The following is a 19,508-nucleotide window of genomic DNA, read 5'->3' as shown; positions in this document are numbered from 1 at the left end:
GACTGACCTTAATGAAAGATCAACCCACACTCACTAGGTGATTGATAGCAACCTCCATAGACAGACTTATTTCACTATGGACGATCTAGATCACGGAGATTAATTCCACGCTGTTCTTTAAATGCAATCAGATATTCTAAATTCGGAAAGTGACGAGATTTAATACTGGCATATCAAACTTTATTTGGTTTTTGCTATTGATGAAATGTATTTGGGTGGCATAAGATTCTTTTAACAATCTAGTAACAGATTGGGTTTTGTCAGACCAATCCACAAGGAATGAGATATGCAAAACAAGTTTCTGATTGAAGCCTTCCAAACCCCCGAGAATGTTGCTTCGACCTTGCTCCCTTACTTCGGTGAGCTACCCAAAGATCCCTATGTCGATAGCGATGTCCGTTTCCGAAGCTATGCCCGTTTTTCGCTCTCAGACAAAGGCGATATTGTCCGTTTACCCCATGCGCCGTTCATGCAGTCATCCGAGGTAAACCGGGTAGTGGGTGATATTGAACGCCACTTTGAACCTATGTCTGATGACATGATTGATTTGCCGGAGTTTCACCATCTGCTGAAATCCTTTGCCAGCGCCACTGGGCTTGAGCACACCGGCGCTAACATCGACGTTCATCAAATCCGCGTAACTTGCTCAGCCAACGACACCAGTGCGCCTGCTCCTGAAGGTATTCACCAAGACGGCTTCCGCTTTGTGGGCATTTTTTGTGTGCAACGCAAAAACATTGCTGGTGGTTTCACTCAGATTTTCTCATCACCTGTGGATCAGCATCCGCATCTGAATACAGTGCTGGAACCAAACCAATTCATCATTCTGGATGACCAACGATACTATCACCACATCTCAGAAACACTGTCGAGTAACCGAGGCGAGGAGGGAGTGCGCGATGTCTTCGTATTCACCGCTTAACCGTAACAATATCGATGCATTAAGAGCCAAATTTCCTGCGTTGCAGCGAGAAGTAAAGGGCGTCACTCCGGTTTACCTTGATGGTCCCGGTGGCACACAAATGCCAGATTCCGTTATTGATGCGTTCAGCGCGTACCTGAAAGGCGGCAACTCAAACCTTGGCGGGAAATTCCAGGTTAGTGAGGAAACGGTGGATTTGGTTACACAAGCCAGGGAATGTGCCGCGGCTTTGTTGGGTTCAGCGCCAAATGAAGTCTTCTTCGGGGCGAACATGACGTCAGTGACGTTCAGCTTTAGCCGCGCATTGAGCCAGCAATGGGAGGAAGGCGATGAAGTGATCGTGTCTGTCGCGGATCATGGTGCCAACCGATCAAGCTGGATCATGGCCGCCCAAGATCGTGGTGTGACGGTTCATCATCTGCCGATTAAAGATCGTTCCGGTACACTGGATTTAAATACGCTTGAGACCCTACTTAGCGAGAAAACCAAGCTGGTGGCTGTTACGGCAGCCAGCAATATTACGGGCACCATTACTGACCTAGAAGCCGTGATTGCCAAAAGTCATGCAGTGGGTGCAAAAGTGTTTGTTGATGCCGTGCATTTGCTTCCTCACCAACTGGTGGATGTGAAAGCGCTGGATGTTGATTTCCTCGCGGGGTCTGCCTACAAGTTTTACGGGCCTCACCTTGGCTTTCTTTACGGGAAATTCGATCTGCTCTCAGCTGTGACGCCTTACAAAGTGGAGCCAGCCCCAGGCTTTGCCCCTAATTGTTTTGAAACCGGTACATTGAACTTCGAAGCACTGAGTGCCTTTGTTGCGTCTGTTGAGTATTTGGCGTCCTTGGGGGACGGTGACACCTTACGCAGCCGATTGGCGAAGGGCTATGACAACCTCCATCAATACGAGTCTGCACTTTTGGCTTACTTCCTTGAGAAACTTCAGAGCGTCGAGAGCGCAGAACTCTATGGCATTGATGGAGTGGAAGGACGAACGGCGACATTTGCCTTGCGGTTCGGCGACCGTGATCCCATGGAGATTGCAGAAGCTCTGGGCAAGCAGCAAATCTATGTCTGGAGTGGCCATCTCTACGCAGACAAACTGACCGATGCGTTTGGCGTGACAGAGAAAGGCGGCATCCTTCGTGTCGGGCTGATGCACTACAACACCTTCGAGGAAATTGACCGTTTCTTTCATGCGCTGAAAAGTATTCTGTAGCAGAAACAGAAAGGCCACCCCCTCGGGTGGCCTTTGCATATCATCGTCTGCCAGAAGTTAGGCGACCAGCGTATAGGTGATCACATAGAAATCTTCATCGTTTGGGTAGATTTCGCGGATCAATGGCTTTAATTCTTCCAGCGGAATGAATTCCTGAGCGGCGTGCTCTTCGTTGATGTCATCAAAACCAATTTTTTCTACTGACACGATATCAATCTGGCAGACGTACTTGTCCTTTTCCAGCGTGTGAACATCGACGCGCGTTCCCGGCACATAGTGACTTTCTGATTCATCGCGAATGGTGATGGTTTTCTTTCCTGATGCGACAAGCGGCGTCAGCCATTCAAAGAAAGTGATTTTTGTTGGTGCCTGATTCACAGTCATACCTGCATTTAGCTGATAACAGAGCGCGAGTATATTCGTGTTTTTGCATCTCACAAAGAAAACATTTAGCCGCGCTATACCCGACAATACTTGGGGTTCATCCATAAAGAAGGACACCACAATGAATCCTAAATTGATGGCGGCTTTTTCGCTGTTTGTAGCGACGAGTGCATCTGCCATGACGCTGACAAGCCCGCAGATCACAGAAGGAGAGTCGCTCAAGAAAGGTCAGATCTTTAATAGCTGGGGCTGCACGGGAAACAATCATTCGCCAGAGCTGAAATGGGTCGACCCACCGGAAGGCACCAAAAGTTATGCGGTGACCATGTATGACCCGGATGCACCAACTGGCAGCGGCTGGTGGCATTGGGTGATGATTAACATCCCTGCCGATGTGCAATATCTAAAACTTAATGCCGGAAAAGAAGGGGGAAGCCTCATGCCAAAAGGTGCGCAAATGCAGCGCAACGATTTTGGTGTTGTCGGTTTTGGCGGGGCATGTCCTCCACCCAAAGCATCCAAACATAACTACGAGATTACTGTCTTTGCGTTAGATGTGGAGAAACTGGATGTACCCGCCGAAGGCTCTCCAGCATTGGCTGGATATAACATCCTCCAACACCGAATTGGAGAAGCACAACTCATTGCACCAACGAATGCCAGAGACTGAAAAGAGGGTAACGAGAGAAAACACGAGATGAGGATGATTGGCACTTGGTCCAAGTGCCAATTTAAGCCAATTAAAAGTTCGCCAAGAAGAAGGGAATCATCAGTGCGTTAACCAAATCGATAAAGAAAGCACACACCAAAGGCACGATAATGAATGCCAAATGCGAGTTACCGTAGCGCTGAGATACGGCTGACATGTTCGCCATTGCGGTTGGCGTAGAACCCAGCGAGATACCACCAAAGCCACTACAAATCACTGCAGCATCAAAATTCTTACCCATGGCTGGGAACACCAGATAAATATTGATCAATACCGCAACGAGGAATTGGGCGGCGAGGATGGTAAATATCGGGCCTGCTAAATCGATGAGCGTCCAAAGTTGCATGCTCATCAAAGACATTGCCAAAAATGTACCCAGTGAAATGTCTGCCAGCAAAGCAACGGCAGGCTTGCGTGATGGCCATTGCGTGCCTGTTAGCCTTGGGAAAGACTTGGGGACGAGATTGGTCATGATGATGCCAGCAAACAAACAACTGACAAACAGCGGCAGTTGCAGACCAAGCTCCGATATCCCTTCATTAATAACAAAACCCAGAATGATACAGATATGAATCGCCAGAACGGCATCAAGGAAATCGAAGCTGTTGATTTGCTTTGGCGCTTGGTTTTCTTCTGAGCCGATATCTAAAGGTTCAACGGTTTGTGGTTTTAGCTGGTGCTTTTGAATAAGGAACTTGGCGATGGGGCCACCCATTAAGCTGGCGAGGATAAGGCCAAAGGTGGCGCTGGCGATACCAATTTCCATCGCATTGGAAATACCGTATTCCTCAGCAATTCTTGGAGACCAAGCGATCGCTGTGCCATGTCCGCCAATCAGGGAAACGCTGCCGCCTAACAAACCAACAGGGGTTTCAAGACCAAACAACCCTGCAACGGTAATCCCCGTCAGATTCTGCACCACCATATAGCCTATCGTGATGAGCAGGAGAACCACCAGGGGTCGTCCGCCTTTCATCAAATCTCCAAGGCTGGAGTTGATGCCGATAGTGGTAAAGAAATAGACCAGCAATATGTCCCTTGCGACGAGATTGAAGGAGATTTCGATACTTGTGAAGGCATAAAAAAGTGAAAACAACACGGAGAATAGGATGCCGCCAGTAACAGGCTCAGGAATGCTGAACTCTTTCAATACAGGAACGGCTTGGTTCAGTCTCCGTCCGATAAACAGAACCAAAATGCCGAGCGTTACGGCGAAAAAAGAGCTTACCTGAATCAGGTTTTGTTCAAGCAGGAATTCCACGTTATCTCACCCATTAGTTGTTTTTAGCGTCGAGTGAGGCTAGCTAAACATAGGGTTATGACAAGGAACAGTAGTGATGGGGTTGTAAGCGTAAATGACTGAAGATACGCAGATCAATTGCGGTGGATCTCACACAGGGCATGTCTGTTTTTCATCGAGAGTACTCATCGCTTGAATGATGCTAACGCTGCAATGGCCTCCCTCACGGTGGGGAAATGAATTTTGGTCAGACAGACTTCTGCTTTGCAAAATTCATGGGCTTGAACCAGTGCAGAAACCGTGATGGCCTCGAATTGCTTAGTGTGTGGAACCAGTGAAATTTGTCGGCTTTCCATCGACAGTAAAAAGCTGGCACCTTCGGAATCAATCAGAATATCTTCGTCGCTGAAAATCATGTCTGTTGCTTCATCTTCAAACTGGCTTTGACTGGCAAAAAAAGCAGTTCGTCGTCTCCATCGAGTTTTAAAATGGCTGGCCAAACTGGGGTAGAGGACATTGTTGTTTCTCTTTGAATTGATAATGACCAGCGAATTAAACACCCACCATTGGTTCACTGACAACCATTTCTCGGAAGTCAGCGAGCGTCTTTCGTGGCTTTGATGGCATATAGCAATGGTACTTGCTGGCCTTTGTGAAGTAATTGATAGCCTTTTTGCTCTACATACTCCAAACCTTCGAAGCAGTTATAGGGGCTATATGGATACTCAGCAAAAGCATCAATTCGAAGGCCTGCCTGAATCAGCGCATTGATGACTTCGCTGAGAGGATGTGGCCAGGTAGCCATGGTCGATGTGGTGCCATCGCAGTTTTCTGTGTAAGTGCCTTCCTCTTCAATATCTGGTTCCTCACTTGGAAAGTAGGAGTAACCGTAGAGTAAGTCATTAAAAGTATGGAACTCGATGATGTGGAATTCCCCGCCCACTTTCAGTGCGCCTGCGACGGTCTTTGCCCAGCGCGAAAGATCCGGTAGCCAACAAAGCACGCCGTAAGAGGTGAAAACGACATCGTATTGCTCTGTGTTGCTCTCCTCAAATTCGTAGATATCGCTTTCAATAAACCTTGCTTCGAGGCCCAAATCGCGACTGAGGCATTGGGCTTGTTCAATCGCAGCGGGTGACAGGTCTACGCCAGTGACTTTTGCGCCCAAACGCGCCCAGGAAAGGGTATCCTGGCCAAAGTGACATTGGAGATGAAGCAAGGATTTACCTTCTACGTTTCCGACTTGTTCTAGCTCGATGGCATTGAGTGAAGACTTCCCCTGCTTGAACGCTTCAACGTCATAGAACTTTGATTCAATGTGAACCGCCGTTCGCTTGTCCCACGCTTCTTTGTTGAGTCTTAAATAATCCAATTCCATCGCTGTTCACCATTAATGTGGCTTTCGAAAACAAATCTGGACTGACCCTATATCCCATTGCCAAGCAGCGCCAGATATTCACTCATAAACTGGATATGCTTCTCTCTTTTTCTTTTCCAGGTTCTAACATGAACTGAATCTGAACATCGCACTCACCGGGCGTTAAGTGTGGGTTCTTTATTCTCTCTCTATCAATCAAATGAAGGAGAAAGAAATGGAACCTATCAGCGTAGTCATTATTACCCTCAATGAAGAAAAGCGTATTGGTCGACTGCTGGATGACTTGGTCAACCAGACTCATCAAGACTTCGAAGTGGTGTTGGTGGATTCAAACAGCGACGATGCGACCCGCGATGTTGCCCGCTCATTTGAAAAGCATCTGCCAGCATTGACTGTGCATCGCATGGAAACCCGTGGTGTCAGCCTTGGTCGTAACACGGGCGCTTCCATTGCTAACCATGAACGCGTGTTGTTTCTGGATGCCGATGTGCGTTTAGAACCAGAATTCCTCGAAAAATCATTGAAAGAACTGAATGAAAAGAATCTTCAGGTAGCTGGTGTTTACATGGGTGCCAAGGCGCTGCCAGCGGTCCAGAAGGTGTGCTACGCAGCATTTAATGGCGGCATGTTTGCCACACAGTTCTTCTTTCCGACAGCCGTGGGGGCATGTATTTTCTCAACCCGCACGGCACACAAACAGCTCGAAGGCTTTGATGAAAAAATCACCCTATGTGAAGACTGTGATTACGTTCGCCGTGCCAGCAAGCTGATGCGCTTTCGCTTCATTAATCAGGCTTTCCAGTTCGACCCGCGCCGATTGGATCAAGACGGCATGGTTGCAACAGGCTTTGTATACCTGAAGGCCAACTTCCGACGTTTCTTCTTCGGTGAGATGCGCAATAACGAAATGGAATACCGCTTTGGTCACTATCAGGACCAAAAGTAAGCCCAACGGAATGAATCAAAGCGAAGGATTAAGAGGCCATCATGTTTGAGTCTATCGGTTTATTTCTAGGCGCTTTTTTTGACGCGCTGATAGGCCCCAACTTATTTGTGCCAGCAGAGCCTTTCCTGCTGGCCGCGGGTTACCAGCTTTATGACGGCATTATCACAGGTGTGATCATGGTCTTGCTGGGCGGTTTTCTCGGCGACCAACTCAGCTATCTGGCAGGACGGAAATTCGGTAAACCAGTGCAGCAAAAACTGATGAAGTGGCAGCCAAAAACCCGCAGAGCATTTGCACGTTGCCGACGTTTGATGGCGACAAAAGGGGCCTATGCGATGACCTTCGCCCGACTATTGGGGCCGGTTGCGTGGGTGGTTCCCTTTATGGCTGGTTCACAGAAGGTCTCATGGGGACGTTTCACGCTCTACTCGACAATCGGTCTGATTCTGGGCGCAGGGCAGTTCATCCTCTGGGGTTATTTGTTGGCCGCAGGCGTTGAGCAATTTCCTCTGTTGGACACCATTGTCTCGATGGTCAGCGAGCACCAATATAGCTTAATGGCCATCGCGGCGACCGCGATTCTTGCATGGATAGGCTATGCCTTCCAATGGAAGAAGTTAGTGCCAAAAGTCAGTGCCTTCTTTCTGATCGCCATGCTTGGCGTAAATTACAGCCATTACTTCTGGTATGCCGACAACTTTGTCGATGCGGTGCCGACAGAGACGGTAACGCCGGTTTCATTGACCTACAAAGTTTACCCTGGCAAATCGCCATTCTTTGATGCGCAAGGGGTGAATGTGCTTTATGTTGGTGAGTCGCCAAGAACCATGATGAATGAATTAGGTTGGCTGGAGAATCAAACTTTCTCCCGTAACGATATTGATTGGGCTGACTATGTTGATCTGCTGAAAGGTCAGACACCACCTGTATCCGATTTATTCTGGAATGAACGTCCTCAGGATATGGCGTTCCAATTGCCGGGCGACTTACTGAAACGCTCACATATTCGCTGGTGGCAGGCCGGGATTGATAAAGATTTGAATCAGCCACTGTGGGTAGGTGCCATTAGCTATGACGATGGGTTAAAGCTGACCATGTATTCAGGGATTATCACCGTACTACACAGCATTGACCCGAATATCGACGCAGAGCGCGATGAACTGGCGAACATGATCAATACGCAGCTTCCCCAGCTTTCAACAGAGTATTATCAGGCATTGACCCCGCTAGCGGTGGATGACCACCACGATTATTACAGCGATGGGAGGGTGCTGGTGGTTAGCGACAATGAGATATCGCTAGCGAATGTTAGCCCTTAGATGAAGTTAGCCCTTAGATGAAAAAGAACCGCCATGATTGGCGGCTCACAATAGTCCAAACTCTTCTTCCCATAGTGTCAACAGCCTCTAGCGGGCGAGCTTCACTGTCAGCACTGCTTTCAATCCGCCCATGCTTCCTTTAGTTAACTCGAGGCTCCCACGATAACTGTGGGCAATTTCATTGACGATATTGAGTCCAAGGCCCGTGCCTGGCGTGGATTCATCGAGTCGGAAGCTGCGTTTGAGCACGTTGGTTAGCTCTTCGTCGGGAATGCCTTCTCCATCATCTTCAACACAGATTTGAACGGTTTCTTTTCCCGCATCGATAGCATAAATCCGCACCAAGGTGTTTGCCCATTTATAAGCGTTCTCGATGAGATTCCCCAGCATTTCATCCAAATCAGCAGGGTCGACGGCAACATCAAATTCATCATCAAGCTCGTTAATGACAATGACTTCACGAGAAGCATAAACCTTGTCGAATGCCAGCGTGATCGCATCCACCCGTGTGCTGGGGTTGGACTTCACCGCGAGGATATTCATTGAGCCTGCGACCCGGGCGCGACCAAGGTGGTAGTCAATCTGGTTCTGGATACGCTCAATCGAGGGCAGCAGCTTTTTCTGGCTTTCCTCATCCAGTGAAAGCACGTCATTTTTAAGCACGGATAAAGGCGTTTTGAGCGCGTGGGAAAGGTTGCCCGCATGTTGTCGGGCACGGGAAAGTAACTCGTGATAGTGAAACAGTAAGGCATTGAGATCGGACACCAGCGGCGAGACTTCCTGCGGGTAGTTAGTGCTGAGGGCATCTTGTTTGCCTTCTTTAAGTTTTACCAACTCCCGTTGCATATCATTTAGCGGCAGCAGCGACCACGCGACTTGCAAGCCAACCAACACAATCACGCCCACGAACAGCATGGACAAAATCACCCAAAGCTTACTGGAGAGGCTTTGCAATACGTCTTCGGTGGGATCTTCATCGATACCAATTTTGACGGTGACTGGTGCTGTTCCGCCTTTGGGTACGAAGGTCTGGGTAATGGTGATGAGAGGTTCTTTCCTCGCCCCCAGCATTTCTTTGATGGGCCCGTCAGAGAGTTTGAAATCTTTGTCCGCCAGCGATGGTGAACGCAATACCGTCGTTCCCTGAGTCATACGCCAATACAGCCCACTGAAAGGACGTTCAAAACGGGCGTCTGACAGAGGCTGAGCCAACACCAACTGTTGATTTTCATCAAGCTGCAAGTTGTTGGAGATTTCATCCATCGACAGCTGTAAGCGCTCTTTGGTCGCCGTGACGAGATAATCGTTCATCAGCACTGGGATTCCGATCCCGGCAATAGAAATCATGACGGTTGCCCAAATCACGGTTGCCAAAAGCAGGCGGCTTTTCAGGCTCAGTTTGCCGATATAGCTGACTCTACTGCGCATTGAGTTGATACCCCAACCCGCGTACGGTTTTGATAATGTCTGGCGCTATCTTCTTGCGTATTCGCCCAATGAAAACTTCGACGGTGTTGGAGTCGCGCTCGAAATCCTGCTTGTAGATATGCTCAACCAGTTCTGTTTTGGAAATCATCTTCTCAGGGTTATGCATGAAGTAAGCAACCACTTTGTATTCCAGCGCGGTCAGCGTGACTGCCTGACCTTGCCAAAGCACGGTCGACGTTCGTGTATCCAGGCTCAAATCACCCATTTGTAGTACAGGCGATGCACTGCCGGAAGCACGTCTTAGATGAGCACGAAGTCTGGCAATGAGTTCGAGCATTTCGAACGGCTTGGTGAGGTAGTCATCAGCACCGGCATTCAGACCTTCAACGCGCTGCGAAAGGGTATCACGCGCGCTAAGGATGATAACCGGGGTGTTGATATTCTCGTCGCGGATGCTTTTCAGTACTGTCAGGCCATCGATTTTCGGCAGCCCTAAATCGAGCACAATGGCATCCCAAGGCTCTGAGGTAGCGCGATACAGGGCGTCGATGCCATCTTCAGAGAGCTCCGGCACCCATCCATTCTTTTCTAAGGTATCGAGTATTTGTTCACTTAACTGTGGTTCATCTTCTACCACTAATATTTTCATTTCTTATCCTGTTTGATCTCGAACTATCAGAAGTATGGTCGAGGAAAAGTGAAATTTAGGTAAAACAGCGAGCTATGAATAGGAGTCTACTCTCTGTTCAAGGCGATTTTTCCTGCCAAACCAATCAAGAGAACACCTGAGGTCCCTTCAATCACACGCGAGAATCGTTGGGATTTTGCCGACGAGAACAACCAGCTTCCCACAATGGCATATGAGAGATTGCAAAGTGTGGCGGTGATGCAAAAGACGACGCCAAGAACCAGAAGTTGGTATTCGGGGGAGACCGCTGTCGGGTCAATGAACTGGGGAAGAAATGACAGGAAAAACAATGCGACTTTGGGGTTCAACACCGCCACCATCACGCCTTGTTTGAAAACGTTAATGTTATTGCCCGCATCGGAAGCGCTGATAGTGATCTTCGAATTGCCCGAAAAGAAGTTTCTCAGCGCACAAATACCCAAATACAAAAGGTAAGCGGCTCCCAGATACTTCACCGCCATAAAGGCGACAGCGGAATTGACGATAATCGCCGATAGGCCAAACACCGCTGCGAAGGTATGTACGAAATAGCCCACACCTAAACCCATTGCAGCGCGAAGCCCCATCTTTAGTTTTCCTGCCATGGTGTTGGACACGATATAAACCACATCCTGACCGGGGATCAGATTGATAGAAAGTGAAGCCACCACAAACAGTAATAAGGTTTGGATTTCCATATCAGCGCCTCTGTTCGATTTTTTTGAACGAGATTGTCAAATTCAAGCGGTTAATTCTTCGACTATATCTGCTGTAACGTTAGATATCGATACCGCTGAGAGACAGAAACGAGAAACTTCGCGGGAGGTTAGAAAAAGGAGACACATCAATGAATAAGACCCAACCTGTTCTATTTTTATCGCACGGTGGTCCAACGCTGGCAGTTGATAACAGTGATGCTTCCCGGTTTATGAAATCGCTGGGTGGCACACTCAACAAACCTAAAGCGATCGTCATTTTTTCAGGTCATCTCGACAGTGATGATGATGTCGTGATCACTTCCGGTGCCTCGCCTTCGGTGATCTACGACTTTTACGGCTTTCCAAAGCCGCTTTATGAACTGACCTATCCCGCACCGGGCGCACCTGATCTGGCCTACAAAATTGCAGATATGGTGTCAGCTTCTGGGTATAGCGCAGTGTTAGATGAGGATTTAGGATGGGACCACGGTGTTTGGATACCGCTACGGCTGATTTATCCCGATGCGGACATTCCTGTGGTGCAGGTATCTATCAGCAGTAAGCAAGGCGCAAAGATGAACTACGAGCTCGGGAAAATGCTCGCGCCGCTAAGAAAAGAAAACGTTCTGCTGATTGGTTCAGGCGCGATAACCCACAACCTTCGTGAAATTTTCAGTCGTCAGAAAACGCCGAATGGCTCTGCGATGGCGGAAGCGTTTACGGATTGGATTGCGCACAAGCTGGAAAACAAAGACCACGAAGCGGTAGTGAATTATCTGACTGACGCGCCGAATGCTCGCTTTAATCACCCGACGGATGACCATTTCCTGCCATTGGTCGCGGCGCTTGGTGCAAGCGGGGAAGACGACGCAGTGCGCATTCACCAAAGCTGGCAAGATGACAAACTGCTGGCGATGGATGCTTATCGATTCGGCTGATTAGTCGTCGATAAAATGGGACTGGTAGTACTTAGGTGTCACTGCCAGTTTCTTTTTGAAGTGGCGCTGAAAATGCGCCTGATCGGAAAAGCCGAGTTCGAAAGCCACTTCTGAAATTTCCTTCCCTTCACGAAGCAGCACTTTCGCACGTTTGATTTTTTCATCCATCAGGTAAGCGTGGGGTGGCAGACCAAAACGCTGTCTGAATGCACGAATTAATTGATAGCGGCTCATTCCCGCTTCTTCTGCCAAACTGTCGAGCTGATGTATTTCGGTGAGCTCATCCAGCATTTTTTCCCTGACTCGCACAACATCGCCCTCACGCTGAGTTTTCTCTGCGCTCAATTTGTGCTGCCAAAAGCTGGATTCAATAAAGTCGTAAAACGCCACCTGTGCCTTTAGCGGGCTGTTGTCATCTATCAATGCTTCCAACAACGCCAGAAAACGGGTTTGAATGAGCGGATTGCGCTCCAAATCGTTCTTGAAAGGTGTGTAGTCCTGACTGTAACCACGGTGTGTATGTTGAAGAATGTCCCGTTGGATTTCGCCCATTTTCAGCGTATCGACGAACAACATGCTGTAAGACCAGGTGTTGCCTTTTGGATTGCAGGAATGCACATCAGCGGGATTAATGGTGACGATATCGCCAATGCGAACATCATTCACGCGATGACGGTTTTTATAGTCAGAATGGCCCTGCTCAATAATGCCAAACGAAAACTCATCGTGGGAGTGGGCTTCATAACAGGCGCGGCTTTGATTGGCGACGCGCATTTCCACCCAAGGCAACAGCGTGCTTTGTTTGAACTGTGTGGAGGTGTCCTTTTTCATTGTTCGTTCCCTGACTAAATCCATATAGCCGCGACAGACAATGCCAATACAATCGCCATCACTCTATTAAACTGGCGCTGATGAGCGGGGTTTTCAAGCTTGCTGGACAAAATGTGTCCAAGCACAGCCCAAAAGCCGATGCTAATCAGACACACCAGCAAAGAAACGAAAGTATACATCCCCAGCCAATACACTTCGTTTTCCCTGCCAACCACATAAATGCTCACGCCGGAAAGGGCATATAACCACGCCTTGGGATTGAGAAGCTGGGTGATGGAACCTGTCCACCAACCTGATTGCGTCTGAGCGTTTTTCTCAATGGCGGAGACAGGTGCCATGAAAATTTTGTAGGCAAGATACAAAAGAAATGCGCTACCAAGGAGTTGCATGGTGGTTTCCAGCGAAGGGATCAACGACAGTAAACTTTGCATCACTCCTCCACAAAGAATCACTACCAATGCATACGCCAGCGAAGCCGCGACGACATGTTTAATGGCTTCTTTTAGCCCTTGGGTGATCGCCGTGCTGGTGGCGAGAATATTCACTGGGCCGGGTGTGACGGCACCGACCAAGGCAAAGGTGGTCATCGCCAGAATCAGACTGTTCATTGCTTCTCCTTTCTGATGAAGAAGACGTTAGCAAAGCCAGAAGGGAAGTTATTGAACGATATTGCAGCGATTCATAGAGGGGAGGACAAGCAATAACCACAAATAGGATGAATTACACACAAATATTGGTGTGCCAATATTATTTCCCGGTTCAAAGAATAGACATTAATCAATTAATTGATTGAAATATTATTATTGGTCTGACTCATTTTTAAATAACTAATTCCAATCACAGAACCTATCACCAGAATTCCATTTCCCTTGAACTCCCCTAGTGGCAGTGGGAGTATGCTTTTGAGGGGTTTTTCTGCACTAGATACGAAAATCCCTCATTAAACATTGTTAATTAATTGTTTTATTTTCATTGTCTTAGGGTTTTTGGTGTTCTGCCAGATTGCCACTATCTCAGTGTCTTTAGAAATTCTCGTTTTGAAATGATGACATTTTGCAGTATCAGATGAGGGTCTAAATGGTTACTTTTCTTGCCTTGCCAATAATATTTGGTGTCGGCTACTTCATTGTTAAAAAATATAATACCCAAGCTGTTTTATTTCTTGCCGGTTTGTTAATGATTGCACTTGGCGTCATGGACGGTGCGACTGACTTTATTCCGAAAGGGGGTAAAACAACCGGTTCGGTGATTGTCGACTTCTTCGAAGTCATCAAGGTGCTTTCTTCTTCCACACTGGCGAAGCTGGGTTTAATCATCATGGCTGTTGGCGGTTTCTCTAAGTACATGGGCCATATTGGCGCGGCCAATGCCATGGTACAAATCGCCACCAAACCGCTTTCGCACATTAAAAACCCTTATCTGGTATTGGCGATGGCCTACGTTATCGGCCAGCTCATCAACATCTTCATTCCTAGTGCAACCGGTCTTGCGCTCTTGCTGTTGGTGGCGATGTACCCTGTATTGGTCGGCGTAGGCTGTAACCCTGCTGCTGCGGCGGCGGTTGTTGCAACCACAGGTTGTTTGGACTTGGGCCCGGCGTCTTCGGCGGCGAACAAAGCCGCAGAAGTGTCAGGCATTGATGTGGCGACCTACTTTGCAAGCTATCAGCTGCCTGTCGCTATCGTGACCATGATTGTGATTGCGGTTCTGCACTTCTTCAGTCAGCGTTATTTCGATAAGAAAGATGCGGAAAAAGGCGTGACCTATGAATTCAACATTGATGCGAAAGAACAGCGTGAAGCGCCAAAATGGTTTGCGATCCTGCCTGTTTTGCCACTGATGTTGCTGCTGGTGTTCAGTAAGTTTGCGGTTACCAGTGTGCGAATGGACGTGGTGACGGCCATGTTTATCGCGCTGTTTGTTGCCATGGTTGCTGACTTCATTTACACCCGTGATGGCAAGCAAGTTGCGGCGTCACTTAAAGTGTATCTGGAAGGGATGGGCAACGTGTTCACCAGTGTGGTGAGCCTGATTATCTCCGCACAGGTATTCGTCGTCGGTCTGACAACTATCGGTTTTATCGACCTGCTGTTGGGCAGCGCGGCAAACCTTGGCTTGGGCTACATGGCAATGGTGCTGATCCTTGTGGCCATTATTGTTGTGGTGACCATGCTGTCTGGCTCGGGTAACGCTTCATTCTTCAGCTTCTCTAACCTGGCACCGGATGTGGCAGCGCAAGTGGGTACTACCGCAGCACACGTTGCGATGCCAATGCAGTTGGCGGCGGGCATCATGCGTTCTGCATCACCAGTGGCGGGTGTGGTCATTGCCTGTGCGGCGACCGCAAACGTATCGCCAATTGAACTGGCAAAACGCACCATGATCCCAATGGTGGGTGGTCTGGTGACGGCGTTGGTTTGTTCGCAATTCCTTGTTTAGACATCAACGCTAACCAATAACGATAATTTTACTGAGGCTGTGGGCGAATTGTTCATGGCCTCAGTGGTATGGAATGGATAGAAAAATGAATATCGTCGACCGATTTTTGCAATACACCCGCATCAACACCACCACCAGCCGCGAGAAAGGCGCAGCGGGCATCATGCCGTCGTCTGAGGGGCAAATGGAACTGGCACGCCTGATTAAATCCGAACTTGAAGTTCTGGGCCTTGTGGATATCGAACTGCGAGATACCGCCATTTTGACCGCAACCTTGCCTTCCAATTTGCCCGCGGAGCAGAAAGATAAGGTTAAAACCGTGTCCTTCTTTGCGCACCTCGATACCAGTGCAGAACAAACCAACGACACCAAAGCGAAAATTGTCAGCTACAAAGGCGGAGACATCAGCCTGAACGAAGCGCTGGGCATTACCCTGAAATTGGCAGAGTTTCCGGAACTGGCGAATTATGTCGGCGATGACATTCTAGTCACAGATGGCACCAGCCTGTTGGGCGCAGATGACAAAGCCGCGATTGCTGCGATTATGGATGCTGTAAGTTACCTCGTCGCTAACCCTGACATCCCGCATGGTGACGTGAAAGTGGCCTTCGTGCCAGATGAGGAACAAGGACTTCGCGGCGCAAAAGCATTTGATGTAGAGGCATTTGGCGCTGATTTTGGCTACACCCTGGATTGTTGTGGCATTGGCGAGTTTGTGCATGAAAACTGGAATGCGGGTGATGTGGTTGTCACCTTCACAGGCCAATCTGCGCACCCTATGTCCGCCAAGGGCAAGTTGAAAAACTCGCTGCTGATGGCACACAAGTTCATCAGCATGCTGCCGGAAGGCGAAGCGCCACAATATACCGAAGGCACGGAAGGTTACTACTGGGTGAAGGAGATGTCCGGTAACAGCGCAAAAACCGTGCTGAAAATGGACGTGCGTGATTTTACCAAAGACGGTTATCAAACCCGCATGAACTTCCTGAAAAACCTTGCTGAAAGCTGTGGTTCTTTATGGGGTGAGGGAAGTGTTTCTATCACGCTGGCGGATCGCTATGAGAACGTGGCAAACAGTTTGGAAGGTGATGCTGGCTTCCCGATTGATATTGCCAAGCTGGCTTACGCGCGCAACGACATTGAGATGAAGGCCATTCCAATGCGTGGAGGTTATGACGGCGCAGTGCTTTCCCAGAAGGGATTGCCATGTCCGAACATTTTCACTGGTGCGCATAACTTCCACTCGATCTACGAATACCTGCCGGTGAAGTCACTGAAAGCGGCCAGCGCTGTGGTAGTGGAAGTTATCAAGATTACCGCTGAACGCGGCTGACAGGGCGTTCAGATCTAAGGAAGGCGAGCCTGATGGTTCGCCTTTTTGTTGCCATTATTTCTCGGTATCACGAGGAGTAACAGCGCAGGAAGGTTTGTCTTTATCAAGTTCAGAAGACGCGCAGCAACTGCTCTTGATTGGCTTGCGGGAAAATACCACGCCAATCGCCAGCAAAACGATACACACCAGAAAAATAATCACGGTAAGAACCAAAGTCATGACTTAACCTTTTTCGTTTAATTTTTATACAGTGTTCGCGATTTTTCGGTTTTCCACAATGATTAATCCAGTAAGCTGTTGTCGCCTTTTATTTTCTCATGGATATCGTTCCAAAGTTATATTCCGTTTTCTGTAATAAATACGTACAAACCCTCTCATATATAAGATCGCTAAAATAACATTTTTTACACCATATAAAGCACTGTGGTGACCTCCCAGAAACGCAGTGGTCATGCTGGTTTTTTGGCGACTTTCTAAATGGTGAATTATCCCTTTCTTATTGTTTGTATAAGATTTTTAAGCCTCGTTAAATCATGAGGCCGATTGACAGCTAAAGAGCAACGGTGATGTCTATTTGAATGGTGTATGAATGTGGAAGCGCGATTTGCATTGTCGTAGTCGAAAATTTTAATAACCCTGTATGAATTGTTGGCTATTGTTAAAAATGTTACTTGTGGGGGAATAAGGGTACGACCTTGAGCAGAAAAATACTGGTCGTAGAGGACAGTCGCGCTTTTAGAAATTATTTGAATCAAATCTTAACTCATTCAGGTTATGAGGTTCTTTTGGCTGAAAGTTACGACGCCGCAGAAACGATCTTAAAATCAGAACCAAACCTATTATGCGCCGTGTTGGATTATTGTTTACCAGACGCCCAAGACGGTGAAATTATTGACCTCTTGTTGGAGAAAAATGAGAGAGTCATTGTTCTTACCGCCATGTTTCAGGATGACATCCGTGAGAAAATGCTGGCGAAAGGGGTGCTGGACTACATTCTGAAAGACAGCATGGCGTCAGTCTCTTATCTATTGCCACTGATTCAGCGCCTGACGAACAATCAACAACATAAATGTCTTGTCGTGGATGATTCGATGACGGTTCGCCATCACTTGGTGCACTTGTTAGAGCACCAGTATATTCAAACGTTGCAAGCGGAGAATGGACTACAAGCGCTAGAACTCATTCAACAACACCCGGATATCACCTTGGTGCTCACTGATCACGATATGCCGGTTAAAGACGGGATCTCCATGATTCACGATGTCCGCCAAAAGATTGATAAAAACCAATTAGCGATACTTGGAATTTCCGGAAGCGACGCAAACACTCTCACAGCCCGTTTTCTAAAAGCGGGTGCAAATGACTTCCTTAAAAAACCTTTTAACCAAGAAGAGTTCTACTGCCGTGTTCATCAGGTTCTTGAGATGAAAGAGGCCAATTCAGACCTATTCCGAATGGCAAATCAGGATGCGTTAACTGGGTTGTGGAACCGTAGGTTTCTGTTTGGAGAAGCGTCTGGCTGCAACGAGAGAATACGTAACATCGCCATGTTGGATATCGATTTCTTTAAGAAGGTCAACGATAACTATGGTCATGATGTCGGCGATGCCACGATTGTCATGGTCGCAAACATCCTCAAAATTTATTTCCCGAATGAGGTGGTGGCGCGATTTGGCGGGGAGGAGTTTTGCATTCAGGCAGATGGTCAGTTCGAAGACTTTGTCGCCAGTTTAGAAAAAATGCGTCAGCGCATTGAGAGAACGCCAATACCGCACCAACAGGAAAATATACAGGTGACTATCAGTATTGGCGTATCAAATGTGATGGGGAATCTTGACCAACAAATCAAAGTCGCCGATGACCGATTGTATGAAGCGAAGGGTAATGGACGTAACCAAGTGGTGTACCAATAAACTCAAGGCTTTAACGACTGCCAACGCGGCTGATACTTTTTTTCAGGTCGTTTGGGAGATGAAAATGAAGTGGTTTGCTCAGCGTGGGTAAACCACTTCAAACCTCTCCAACACCAACAGCATATCCTCTTTCATTTCGATACCCAGCTCTTCGCATTCCTTGCTGAAGAAGTTCCAATGGGCTTCCCGCCACCACGCGTAACTTTTGTCCCCTTCACCTTCTGAAGCAGCAAATTCCGCGGTGACTTCATTAAACGGGCAATCGGAAACGTCAGTGATTTCGATAATGCAGTGTGGGTTGCCATACCAATCGGTCACAACATGCAGGTGGCCGACTTGTGGGCGTTCTTCACCTTCCTGGCTGTACCAAAGCGCCATGCTACAACTTGCGCGTTTTTCTCCTTTCTTAATCAGTTCCGCACACGTATTGGCGTTGTGTTCGTCGGCGCAGAAATAGTCTGCTGAAAAGCTGGTGTAGCTGTCGCGCTTTTCCGGGGAGAGAGTGTTGAGAAATGCATTGAGATATTCTTGAGAGCGAGCGTCCATGCTTTTTAACTTCTGGCGGGTAGTGCGTGCCGGAAGTATATCGCTTCCAATGGGTTTAGAAGGGGCTCTCTTTGTTAAGTTCGTTACAGATTTCCACAATGGCAAGAGAAAGGCCTGAGACGATCATTTGTTGCTGGCGTTTAAGTTGAAGTTGGTAGAACTCAAGGTCTACATCGTCATCTGGCTGCATGACTTCCAGCTTCACCATTCCCATTTTCTCAACCAGGTTGAGTGACTTGATCGCGTTGATAATGAATGGATCCGTGAAAGTGTACTCTTCGCCATCGCTGTTAAGCTGGTTGCGAAGTTTGATGATTTCATTGATGTCCTGATAAACAGGATCAGGTAGCACACCCAAGCCATAAAGCAGTTTGAGGCGGACCGAGAGATCGCCCAGTGGTCCAGTGTCATCAAGCAGGGGACCGACCACTGACTTCACCGCGAAATCGTCCTTACGGAAAATGCGTTGGATGAGCTGGTCGATAGCGTCTGTGAATACATCAACGGAGGCAATAAAGAACCCTCGCACAGTCAGCGCAGCATTCAGCTTTTCTAGTATGTTCGTTTCGTTTACCGGCGCTACCATTTTTGCCTTAGTTGG

At 48.0% G+C, this 19,508-nt stretch carries 20 protein-coding genes and 1 pseudogene; 9 read left to right on the top strand and 12 right to left on the bottom strand.

Translation table 11 applies throughout. The features are described from left to right. The first annotated feature begins 286 nt into the window (after nt 1-286). Complete coding sequence (locus tag G5S52_RS20045) at nt 287-922, top strand: 2OG-Fe dioxygenase family protein (RefSeq protein WP_165017894.1); 636 nt, start codon at nt 287-289, stop codon at nt 920-922. Continuing rightward, nucleotides 900-2,138 (top strand): cysteine desulfurase-like protein, encoded by a 1,239-nt coding sequence (locus G5S52_RS20040; protein WP_165017891.1) that lies wholly within the window; start codon nt 900-902, stop codon nt 2,136-2,138. The genes G5S52_RS20045 and G5S52_RS20040 overlap by 23 nt, the downstream gene beginning before the upstream one ends. Nucleotides 2,139-2,195: 57 nt before the next feature. Here G5S52_RS20040 and yqfB read toward each other — a convergent pair whose 3' ends face one another. Further along, nucleotides 2,196-2,516: a N(4)-acetylcytidine aminohydrolase gene (gene yqfB / locus G5S52_RS20035; RefSeq protein ID WP_165017964.1), complete on the bottom strand. Its 321-nt coding sequence runs from the start codon at nt 2,514-2,516 to the stop codon at nt 2,196-2,198. 127 nt (nt 2,517-2,643) lie between these two features. On the opposite strand from yqfB, the gene G5S52_RS20030 reads away from it, so the two are divergent. Next, on the top strand, nt 2,644-3,192 hold the full coding sequence (locus G5S52_RS20030; RefSeq protein ID WP_165017888.1) for a YbhB/YbcL family Raf kinase inhibitor-like protein: 549 nt from the start codon (nt 2,644-2,646) through the stop codon (nt 3,190-3,192). 70 nt (nt 3,193-3,262) lie between these two features. On the opposite strand, the gene gltS is transcribed toward G5S52_RS20030, so the two are convergent. The 3 genes and pseudogenes from gltS to G5S52_RS20015 form a co-directional block, all read right to left on the bottom strand. After that, entirely contained in the window at nt 3,263-4,492 is a 1,230-nt protein-coding gene (gene gltS / locus G5S52_RS20025) for a sodium/glutamate symporter (protein ID WP_165017885.1), read from the bottom strand. Nucleotides 4,493-4,656: 164 nt separating this feature from the next. Further along, nucleotides 4,657-4,988: pseudogene (locus G5S52_RS20020) on the bottom strand (DUF4144 family protein). 78 nt (nt 4,989-5,066) lie between these two features. Beyond that, nucleotides 5,067-5,849 (bottom strand): class I SAM-dependent methyltransferase, encoded by a 783-nt coding sequence (locus tag G5S52_RS20015; RefSeq protein WP_205744001.1) that lies wholly within the window; start codon nt 5,847-5,849, stop codon nt 5,067-5,069. Between the two features lie 214 nt (nt 5,850-6,063). Here G5S52_RS20015 and G5S52_RS20010 point away from each other — a divergent pair, with 214 nt between their 5' ends. Both G5S52_RS20010 and G5S52_RS20005 read left to right on the top strand, forming a co-directional pair. Continuing rightward, nucleotides 6,064-6,795 carry a glycosyltransferase family 2 protein gene (locus tag G5S52_RS20010; RefSeq protein WP_039849897.1) on the top strand — a complete coding sequence of 244 codons (732 nt, stop codon included), beginning with the start codon at nt 6,064-6,066 and terminating at the stop codon, nt 6,793-6,795. A gap of 41 nt (nt 6,796-6,836) precedes the next feature. Beyond that, nucleotides 6,837-8,114, top strand: a complete 1,278-nt coding sequence (locus G5S52_RS20005; protein WP_165017882.1) for an LssY C-terminal domain-containing protein — start codon at nt 6,837-6,839, stop codon at nt 8,112-8,114. A gap of 87 nt (nt 8,115-8,201) precedes the next feature. On the opposite strand, the gene G5S52_RS20000 is transcribed toward G5S52_RS20005, so the two are convergent. The 3 genes from G5S52_RS20000 to G5S52_RS19990 all read right to left on the bottom strand — a co-directional run bounded on the left by G5S52_RS20000 (nt 8,202) and on the right by G5S52_RS19990 (nt 10,907). Beyond that, nucleotides 8,202-9,542 (bottom strand): ATP-binding protein, encoded by a 1,341-nt coding sequence (locus G5S52_RS20000; protein WP_165017880.1) that lies wholly within the window; start codon nt 9,540-9,542, stop codon nt 8,202-8,204. Further along, a complete protein-coding gene (locus G5S52_RS19995; RefSeq protein WP_002538405.1) occupies nt 9,532-10,191 on the bottom strand; it encodes a response regulator transcription factor in 660 nt (219 codons plus the stop codon). Before G5S52_RS19995 ends, G5S52_RS20000 begins: the two co-directional genes overlap by 11 nt. An 86-nt stretch (nt 10,192-10,277) precedes the next feature. Further along, complete coding sequence (locus G5S52_RS19990) at nt 10,278-10,907, bottom strand: LysE family translocator (RefSeq protein WP_165017877.1); 630 nt, start codon at nt 10,905-10,907, stop codon at nt 10,278-10,280. Nucleotides 10,908-11,056: 149 nt separating this feature from the next. Here G5S52_RS19990 and G5S52_RS19985 point away from each other — a divergent pair, with 149 nt between their 5' ends. Next, nucleotides 11,057-11,845, top strand: a complete 789-nt coding sequence (locus tag G5S52_RS19985; protein ID WP_165017875.1) for a DODA-type extradiol aromatic ring-opening family dioxygenase — start codon at nt 11,057-11,059, stop codon at nt 11,843-11,845. Here G5S52_RS19985 and G5S52_RS19980 read toward each other — a convergent pair whose 3' ends face one another. Beyond that, nucleotides 11,846-12,676: a helix-turn-helix domain-containing protein gene (locus G5S52_RS19980; RefSeq protein ID WP_165017872.1), complete on the bottom strand. Its 831-nt coding sequence runs from the start codon at nt 12,674-12,676 to the stop codon at nt 11,846-11,848. A gap of 14 nt (nt 12,677-12,690) precedes the next feature. Then, nucleotides 12,691-13,284: a LysE family translocator gene (locus G5S52_RS19975; RefSeq protein WP_165017869.1), complete on the bottom strand. Its 594-nt coding sequence runs from the start codon at nt 13,282-13,284 to the stop codon at nt 12,691-12,693. 469 nt (nt 13,285-13,753) lie between these two features. On the opposite strand from G5S52_RS19975, the gene dcuC reads away from it, so the two are divergent. Both dcuC and pepT read left to right on the top strand, forming a co-directional pair. Then, complete coding sequence (gene dcuC, locus G5S52_RS19970) at nt 13,754-15,115, top strand: C4-dicarboxylate transporter DcuC (RefSeq protein WP_165017866.1); 1,362 nt, start codon at nt 13,754-13,756, stop codon at nt 15,113-15,115. A gap of 85 nt (nt 15,116-15,200) precedes the next feature. Next, complete coding sequence (pepT, locus tag G5S52_RS19965; protein ID WP_165017840.1) at nt 15,201-16,448, top strand: peptidase T; 1,248 nt, start codon at nt 15,201-15,203, stop codon at nt 16,446-16,448. 54 nt (nt 16,449-16,502) lie between these two features. Here the strand turns inward: pepT and G5S52_RS19960 are convergent, their stop codons facing one another. Next, complete coding sequence (locus tag G5S52_RS19960) at nt 16,503-16,667, bottom strand: hypothetical protein (protein WP_165017837.1); 165 nt, start codon at nt 16,665-16,667, stop codon at nt 16,503-16,505. Nucleotides 16,668-17,143: 476 nt separating this feature from the next. Here G5S52_RS19960 and G5S52_RS19955 point away from each other — a divergent pair, with 476 nt between their 5' ends. Continuing rightward, on the top strand, nt 17,144-18,361 hold the full coding sequence (locus tag G5S52_RS19955; protein ID WP_165017834.1) for a diguanylate cyclase: 1,218 nt from the start codon (nt 17,144-17,146) through the stop codon (nt 18,359-18,361). A gap of 78 nt (nt 18,362-18,439) precedes the next feature. On the opposite strand, the gene G5S52_RS19950 is transcribed toward G5S52_RS19955, so the two are convergent. Then, on the bottom strand, nt 18,440-18,907 hold the full coding sequence (locus tag G5S52_RS19950) for an ASCH domain-containing protein (protein ID WP_165017831.1): 468 nt from the start codon (nt 18,905-18,907) through the stop codon (nt 18,440-18,442). A gap of 55 nt (nt 18,908-18,962) precedes the next feature. After that, the gene (locus G5S52_RS19945) at nt 18,963-19,493 is read right to left on the bottom strand and encodes an MltR family transcriptional regulator (RefSeq protein ID WP_165017828.1); all 531 of its coding nucleotides are present in this window, start codon (nt 19,491-19,493) and stop codon (nt 18,963-18,965) included. Between the last annotated feature and the right edge of the window lie 15 nt (nt 19,494-19,508).

The organism is Grimontia sedimenti (assembly GCF_011045095.1).
Classification (GTDB): domain Bacteria; phylum Pseudomonadota; class Gammaproteobacteria; order Enterobacterales; family Vibrionaceae; genus Enterovibrio; species Enterovibrio sedimenti.
The sequence above is the reverse complement of the archived record's forward strand: the minus strand, read 5'-3'. Positions and strand labels throughout refer to the sequence as shown.